This window comes from Streptomyces sp. NPDC046887, from assembly GCF_040644755.1.
Lineage (GTDB): Bacteria > Actinomycetota > Actinomycetes > Streptomycetales > Streptomycetaceae > Streptomyces > Streptomyces lichenis.
Window position 1 is genome coordinate 69,062 of sequence record NZ_JBEYXH010000039.1, and the last position, 7,449, is coordinate 76,510.

The window sequence follows — 7,449 nt, forward strand, 5'->3', positions numbered from 1 at the left end:
CGCGCCGTCGCAGTCGAGGCGCGAACACGAGGAGCACCGTTGAGCAGGTTGCGCTGGCTGACCGCGGGGGAGTCCCACGGCCCCGCACTGGTGGCGACGCTGGAGGGCCTTCCGGCCGGCGTCCCGATCACCACGGAGATGGTGGCGGACCACCTGGCCCGCCGGCGCCTGGGCTATGGGCGCGGTGCCCGGATGAAGTTCGAGCGCGACGAGGTCACCTTCCTCGGCGGCGTACGCCACGGCCTCACCATGGGCTCCCCGGTCGCCGTGATGGTGGGCAACACCGAGTGGCCCAAGTGGGAGAAGGTCATGGCGGCCGACCCGGTCGACCCGGCCGAGCTCGCCGAGTCCGCCCGCAACGCCCCGCTGACCCGCCCCCGCCCCGGCCACGCCGACCTCGCGGGGATGCAGAAGTACGGCTTCGACGAGGCCCGCCCGGTGCTGGAGCGCGCCTCCGCCCGGGAGACCGCGGCCCGGGTCGCGCTCGGCGCGGTCGCCCGCTCCTACCTCAAGGCGACCGCGGGCATCGAGATCGTCTCCCATGTGGTGGAGCTGGCCGCGGCCAAGGCCCCCTACGGCGTCTACCCGGCCCCGGCCGACGTGGAGAAGCTGGACGCCGACCCGGTGCGCTGCCTGGACGCCGACGCCAGCAAGGCGATGGTGGCCGAGATCGACCAGGCCCACAAGGACGGCGACACCCTCGGCGGCGTGGTCGAGGTGCTGGCGTACGGGGTGCCGGTCGGCCTCGGCTCGCATGTCCACTGGGACCGCCGCCTGGACGCCCGGCTGGCCGCCGCGCTGATGGGCATCCAGGCCATCAAGGGCGTGGAGGTCGGCGACGGCTTCGAGCTGGCCCGCGTCCCCGGCTCCCAGGCGCATGACGAGATCATCGCCACCGACGAGGGCGTGCGCCGCTCCTCCGGCCGCTCCGGCGGCACCGAGGGCGGGCTGACCACCGGTGAGCTGCTGCGGGTGCGGGCGGCGATGAAGCCCATCGCCACCGTGCCGCGCGCCCTGAAGACCATCGACGTCGCCACCGGTGAGGAGGCCGCCGCCCACCACCAGCGCTCCGACGTCTGCGCGGTGCCGGCCGCCGGGATCGTCGCCGAGGCGATGGTCGCCCTGGTCCTCGCCGACGCGGTCGCCGAGAAGTTCGGCGGCGACAGCGTGGCCGAGACCCGGCGCAACGTCACCTCCTACCTCGACCACCTGCACATCCGGTGAGCACCGGCCCGCTGATCGTGCTGGTCGGGCCGATGGGCTCGGGCAAGTCCACGGTGGGCGCGCTGCTGGCCGAACGGCTCGGCGCGCCCTACCGGGACACCGACGCCGACATCGTCGCCGCCCAGGGCCGGGAGATCGCCGACATCTTCCTCGACGAGGGGGAGGAGCACTTCCGCGCCCTGGAGCGGGCCGCGGTGGCCGCCGCCCTCGCCGAGCACCCGGGAGTGCTCGCCCTCGGCGGCGGGGCGGTCCTGGACCCCGGCACCCGCGCCCTGCTGGCCGGCCGGCCGGTCGCCTACCTCTCGATGGACGTCGAGGAGGCGGTACGGCGGGTCGGCCTCGGCGCCGCCCGCCCGCTGCTCGCCGTCAACCCCCGCCGCCAGTGGCGCGAACTGATGGACGCCCGCCGCCACCTCTACACCGAGGTGGCCCGGGTCGTGGTCGCCACCGACGAGCGGACCCCCGACGAGGTCGCGCAGGCGATCCTCGACGCACTGGAGCTGAAGGACGTATGACCGACCGAACCGAAACCGCGACCGGCTCCGCCGTCACCCGTATCCAGGTCGGCGGCACGGCCGGCACCGACGCCTACGAGGTGCTGGTCGGCCGGCAGCTGCTGGGCGAGCTGGCCGGGCTGATCGGCCCGGGCGCCAAGCGGGTCGCCGTGATCCACCCCGAGGCGCTGGCCGAGACCGGTGAGGCGCTGCGCGCGGACCTCGCCGACCAGGGCTTCGAGGCGGTCGCCGTGCAGGTGCCCAACGCCGAGGAGGCCAAGACCGCCGAGGTCGCCGCCTACTGCTGGAAGGCGCTCGGCCAGACCGGCTTCACCCGCAGCGACGTCATCGTGGGTGTGGGCGGCGGGGCCACCACCGACCTGGCCGGCTTCGTCGCGGCCAGCTGGCTGCGCGGGGTGCGCTGGATCGCCGTACCGACCACCGTGCTCGGCATGGTGGACGCGGCCGTCGGCGGCAAGACCGGCATCAACACCGCCGAGGGCAAGAACCTGGTCGGCGCCTTCCACCCGCCGGCCGGGGTGCTCTGCGACCTGGCCGCGCTGGAGTCGCTGCCGGTCAACGACTACGTCAGCGGGCTGGCCGAGATCATCAAGGCCGGGTTCATCGCCGACCCGGCCATCCTGGACCTCATCGAGGCCGACCCGGCCGCCGCCCGCACCCCGGCCGGGCCGCACACCGCCGAGCTGATCGAGCGGTCCATCCGGGTCAAGGCCGAGGTGGTCTCCAGCGATCTCAAGGAGTCCGGGCTCCGGGAGATCCTCAACTACGGCCACACCCTGGCGCACGCCATCGAGAAGAACGAGCGCTACAAGTGGCGGCACGGCGCCGCGGTCTCGGTCGGCATGGTCTTCGCCGCCGAACTGGGCCGGCTGGCCGGGCGGTTGGACGACGCCACCGCCGACCGGCACCGCGCGGTGCTGGAGTCGGTCGGGCTGCCGCTCACCTACCGCGGCGACCAGTGGCCCAAGCTGCTCCAGACCATGAAGGTGGACAAGAAGTCCCGCGGCGACCTGCTGCGGTTCATCGTGCTGGACGGCCTGGCCCGGCCCACCGTGCTGGAGGGCCCCGACCCGGCCGTGCTGGTCGCCGCCTACGGCGAGGTCTCCGCGTGAGCCGCCGGGTGCTGGTCCTCAACGGCCCCAACCTCGGCCGGCTCGGCTCCCGGGAGCCCGACGTCTACGGCGCCACCTCCTACGCCGGACTGGTCGACGCCTGCCAGACCCTCGGCAAGGAGCTGGGCTTCGACGTCGAGGTCCGGGAGACCAACGACGAGGGCGAGCTGGTGCGCTGGCTGCACGAGGCCGCCGACGGCTCGCTGCCGGTGGTCATCAACCCCGGGGCGTTCACGCACTACTCGTACGCCATGCGGGACGCGGCCGCCCAGCGCACCGCGCCGCTGATCGAGGTGCACATCTCCAACCCGTACGCCCGTGAGGAGTTCCGGCACACCTCGGTGATCGCCGCGGTGGCCAGCGGCACGGTGGCCGGCTTCGGCATCGGCTCCTACCGCCTCGCCCTGCGCGCGCTCGCCGAGGAACTCGACGGCTGACCCGCCCCCACCGGGCACCTTCCCCGCCCCCCGGCCGTTGCCACCGGTGACGGCCGGGGACGGTACGGTTCGGTGACGGGTCGTCCGAACGGACGCCCGAGTGTCAGCCGTACGAGACGAAAGTGGACCGGATGCAGCACGCAGTGGGGGCCCCGCTGCCGCCGCCCCACCAGCCGGGGTACGCGGCCCACGACTGGGCCGGCCGGCCCGGCCCGCAGCCCGCGACCCCGCCCGGCGGCCCCCTGCCCCCGGCCGGCGTTCCCGCCCCGCCCCCCGGCCCGGCGGCTCCCGCGCCGCCCCCGCCGCCGGTCCACCAGCCGCCGCCCGTGCAGCCCCCGGGCCCGCAGTGGACGCCGCCGACCTCCACCGAGCCCACCGGGGACTACCGACTGGCCCCCGCCGCCCCGGTCGCGATGCCGCTCCCGCCGCCCACCGGCCAGTCCACCGGCACCGCCACCCTCGCCGTGCTGCTGATCGGCCCGGCCGGCGCGGGCAAGACCACCGTCGCCCGGCACTGGGCGGCCGGCCGGCAGGTGCCCACCGCGCACATCAGCCTGGACGACGTCCGCGAATGGGTGTGCTCCGGCTTCGCCGACCCGCAGTCCGGCTGGAACGATCAGTCCGAGGCCCAGTACCGGCTGGCCCGCCGCACCTGCGGCTTCGCCGCCCGCAACTTCCTGGCCAACGGCATCTCCTGCATCCTGGACGACGCCGTCTTCCCCGACCGCCCGGTCGTCGGCCTCGGCGGCTGGAAGCGCCATGTGGGCCCGGGACTCCTTCCCGTGGTCCTGCTGCCCGGCCTGGAGATCGTCCTGGAGCGCAACGCCGAGCGCAGCGGCAACCGCCGCCTCTCCGACGAGGAGGTCGCCGGCATCCACGGCCGGATGGCCGGCTGGTACGGCTCGGGCCTCCCGATCATCGACAACTCCACCTACGACGTGGAGACCACCGCCCGCGTCCTGGACGAGGTCCTGGCCCGCGCCATCGCCGAGTCCTAGCCGGGGGCGGGGGCGGGGCAGGACCGGGGAGGCGGCGCGGTCGCCGGTGCCGGTACCGCAGGCGGGCGGCCTTCACGGCGGGCCCGTGCCTCGGCCCGTACCGGCTTCGGTACCGCCGGGGTGGCGGTGCTGTCGCCGACGCTCGGGTCGTGGCTGCACGGCGCCGGGCGTCCCCGACCGGGCGCCGTACGGCGCGCGTAAGGGCGGTGGTGTGCCCGGAGAGCGGGTGCGCTCTGCCCGGGCGGCGCCCGGCACCGGGTGGGCTGTCCCGGGTCCGTGCCCGCGCGGCGTACCGCGGCGTTGCGCCGCGGTACGGCTGCCGCCGAGCGGCGGCCCCGGGGCGGGGGCGCCGGATCTTCGGCGGGCGGCCGGGCCCCCAGGACGCGGGACGCGTACAGCCGGCGGATCGGCTGCGGCAGTGTGCGGGGCCACGTGGTCGCCCCCACCCGCGACCCGCGCGGTGCCCCATGCCGTACGGGCCGTACGGGCCGTACGGCATGAGGGTGCCCCTGCGGGCGGCGGACCGCAGGCCCCGGGGGCGAACACGCGGCGGTGCGCTCGGTGCGCGGGGGTGGGTGCGGTCGGGCGGCGCCCGACCGGCGGGCTGCGCCGGGTTCGCGCGCGGCGCGCCGGGCGGCGGCGCGTGCCGTGGGCCGCTGCCGCCCGGTGGTGGCGGGGCCCGGTGGACGGGCCCCGTCCCTGGACGTACCCCTGACCTCCGGCGGGCGAGGGCCCGTACCGGCCCACGGCGGATACCGCCTGGTATCGCGGGTCGCGGGCCCCGTCGATACGGTGCCGGGCACCCGGCGAAGGGGCCGTCGGAGGCGGCATGAGGCGCGTATGAGGGAGGGGGCGCCGGAGGCAGGGGCGCGTGGTGGGGGCGTGTTCCGGACGGGGTGCGCCCACTCGGACCCGCCCGACCTGCCGGGGCGCCCTGGCGACCGTACGCTCGACTCATGCCTGACGTCTTTGCGGACCGCCGCGGGCGGCTGCGTGACCGGTGCGCGGCGGCCGGTTCCGCGGCGGCGCTCGTCTCCCGCCCCGCCAACGTCCGCTACCTCGCGGGCGGTGCGCCGCCCGGTGCGGTGCTACTGCTCGGCACCGACGGCGACGCGCTGCTCTGCCCGGGGACGCCCACCGGCGACCCGGTGGAGGGGCGGCTCGACGAGGCGCTGCGGGTCACCGTGCTGCCCGCCGCGGGGGCCGACCCGGTGGTGGCCGCCGCCGCGCTGGCGCAGTCCTCGGGGGCCGAGGGGCTGGCGGTGGAGGAGCAGCATCTGAGCGTGGCCCGGCACCGGGCCATGTCGGCCGAGGCGCCCCGGGTGCGGCTGACCGACCTGGCGGGCGCGGTCGAGCAGGAGCGGATCGTCAAGGACGAGGACGAGATCACCTGCCTCCGGATCGCCGCGGAGATCACCGACCAGGCGCTGGGGGAACTGCTGGAGTCGATCCTGGTGGGCCGCACCGAGCGGCATCTGGCGCTGGAGCTGGAACGCCGGCTGGTGGACCACGGCGCGGACGGCCCCGCCTTCGCCACCTCGGTGGCCACCGGGCCGCACGCGGGGCGGCGGGGCCACCGGCCGTCCGACCGGCGGGTGGAGGAGGGGGACTTCCTCTCCGTCTGCCTGGGCGCCGACTACCGCGGCTACCGCTGCGAGATCGGCCGCACCTTCGTGATCGGCACCTCACCCGCGGACTGGCAGATCGAGCTGTACGACCTGGTCTTCGCCGCCCAGCGGGCCGCCCGGGAGGCGCTGCTGCCCGGCACCGAGTACCGCGAGGTGGACCGGGTGGCCCGGCAGATGCTGGACTCGGCGGGGTACGGCGAGGGGCTCGCGCCGCTGCTCGGGCACGGGGTGGGCCTGGAAATCCAGGAGGACCCTCAGTTGGCACCCGACGCCATGGGTAAACTGGACGCTTGCGTGCCGGTCACCGTCGAACCGGGGGTCCACCTCCCGGGCCGGGGCGGGGTCCGGATCGATGACACGCTCGTCGTGCGCCACGAGGCGGACGGCGGCCCCGAGCTACTCACCATCACGACCAAGGAGCTGCTCGCGCTGTAGCGCGAACCCCGCGGCTCCCGGTCGTCCGCCAGCGTCAGTCCAGGAGATTCCGCAACCGTGGCTTCCACGAACGACCTCAAGAACGGCATGGTGCTCAAGCTCGACAACGACCAGCTCTGGTCCGTCGTCGAGTTCCAGCACGTCAAGCCCGGCAAGGGCCCCGCCTTCGTGCGCACCAAGCTCAAGAACGTGCTCTCCGGCAAGATCGTCGACAAGACCTTCAACGCCGGTGTGAAGGTCGAGACGGCCACCGTCGACCGCCGCGACATGCAGTTCTCGTACATGGACGGCGACTACTTCGTCTTCATGGACATGCAGACCTACGACCAGCTGCACGTCTCCCGCGCCGCCGTCGGCGACGCCGCCAACTTCCTGATCGAGGGCTTCACCGCCACCGTCGCCACGCACGAGGGCGAGGTGCTCTACGTGGAGCTGCCGGCCGCCGTCGAGCTGACCATCCAGGAGACCGAGCCGGGCGTCCAGGGCGACCGCTCCACCGGTGGCACCAAGCCCGCCATCCTGGAGACCGGCCACCAGATCGCGGTCCCGCTCTTCATCACCACCGGTGAGAAGATCAAGGTCGACACCCGCACCAGCGACTACCTCGGCCGGGTGAACAGCTAACCGTGGCCGCTCGGAACACCGCCCGCAAGCGCGCCTTCCAGATCCTGTTCGAGGCCGACCAGCGCGACACCTCCGCGCGGGAGGTGCTGGCGGACTGGATCCGGCACGCCCGGTCCGACGACCGGCAGCCCCCGGTCAGCGAGTACACGATGGAGCTGGTCGAGGGGTACGCCGACCACGCGGGCCGGATCGACGAGCTGATCTCGTCCTACGCGGTCGGCTGGACCCTGGACCGGATGCCGGTGGTGGACCGCAACATCCTGCGCCTCGGCGCGTACGAGCTGGTCTGGGTGGACGGTACGCCGGACGCGGTGGTGATCGACGAGGCGGTGCAGCTCGCCAAGGAGTTCTCCACCGACGACTCCCCGTCCTTCGTCAACGGCCTGCTGGCCCGCTTCAAGGACCTGAAGCCCTCGCTGCGCAGGGACTGACCCCTGGGCGGCGGCAGAACGGCCCGCGGCGCGCTTGCGCGCCGC

Annotated in this window: 8 protein-coding genes; all 8 read left to right on the forward strand. The window is 74.9% G+C overall.

The window, feature by feature from the left end; translation table 11 throughout:
* Window positions 1–39 precede the first annotated feature (39 nt).
* Window positions 40–1,224, forward strand: coding sequence for a chorismate synthase (gene aroC / locus ABZ945_RS27700; RefSeq protein ID WP_361274805.1), 1,185 nt, complete (start codon window positions 40–42; stop codon window positions 1,222–1,224).
* Window positions 1,221–1,739, forward strand: coding sequence for a shikimate kinase (locus ABZ945_RS27705; RefSeq protein ID WP_361274808.1), 519 nt, complete (start codon window positions 1,221–1,223; stop codon window positions 1,737–1,739). Before aroC ends, ABZ945_RS27705 begins: the two co-directional genes overlap by 4 nt.
* Complete coding sequence (gene aroB, locus ABZ945_RS27710; protein ID WP_361274810.1) at window positions 1,736–2,851, forward strand: 3-dehydroquinate synthase; 1,116 nt, start codon at window positions 1,736–1,738, stop codon at window positions 2,849–2,851. The genes ABZ945_RS27705 and aroB overlap by 4 nt, the downstream gene beginning before the upstream one ends.
* Window positions 2,848–3,288, forward strand: coding sequence for a type II 3-dehydroquinate dehydratase (gene aroQ, locus ABZ945_RS27715; protein WP_248636737.1), 441 nt, complete (start codon window positions 2,848–2,850; stop codon window positions 3,286–3,288). Before aroB ends, aroQ begins: the two co-directional genes overlap by 4 nt.
* Window positions 3,289–3,419: 131 nt before the next feature.
* Window positions 3,420–4,286 carry an AAA family ATPase gene (locus ABZ945_RS27720; RefSeq protein ID WP_361274813.1) on the forward strand — a complete coding sequence of 289 codons (867 nt, stop codon included), beginning with the start codon at window positions 3,420–3,422 and terminating at the stop codon, window positions 4,284–4,286.
* Window positions 4,287–5,242: 956 nt separating this feature from the next.
* Complete coding sequence (locus tag ABZ945_RS27725; RefSeq protein ID WP_361274815.1) at window positions 5,243–6,349, forward strand: aminopeptidase P family protein; 1,107 nt, start codon at window positions 5,243–5,245, stop codon at window positions 6,347–6,349.
* A gap of 57 nt (window positions 6,350–6,406) precedes the next feature.
* Window positions 6,407–6,973, forward strand: a complete 567-nt coding sequence (gene efp / locus ABZ945_RS27730; protein WP_248636742.1) for an elongation factor P — start codon at window positions 6,407–6,409, stop codon at window positions 6,971–6,973.
* Window positions 6,974–6,975: 2 nt separating this feature from the next.
* Entirely contained in the window at window positions 6,976–7,404 is a 429-nt protein-coding gene (nusB, locus tag ABZ945_RS27735) for a transcription antitermination factor NusB (protein WP_361274818.1), read from the forward strand.
* Window positions 7,405–7,449: the final 45 nt, after the last annotated feature.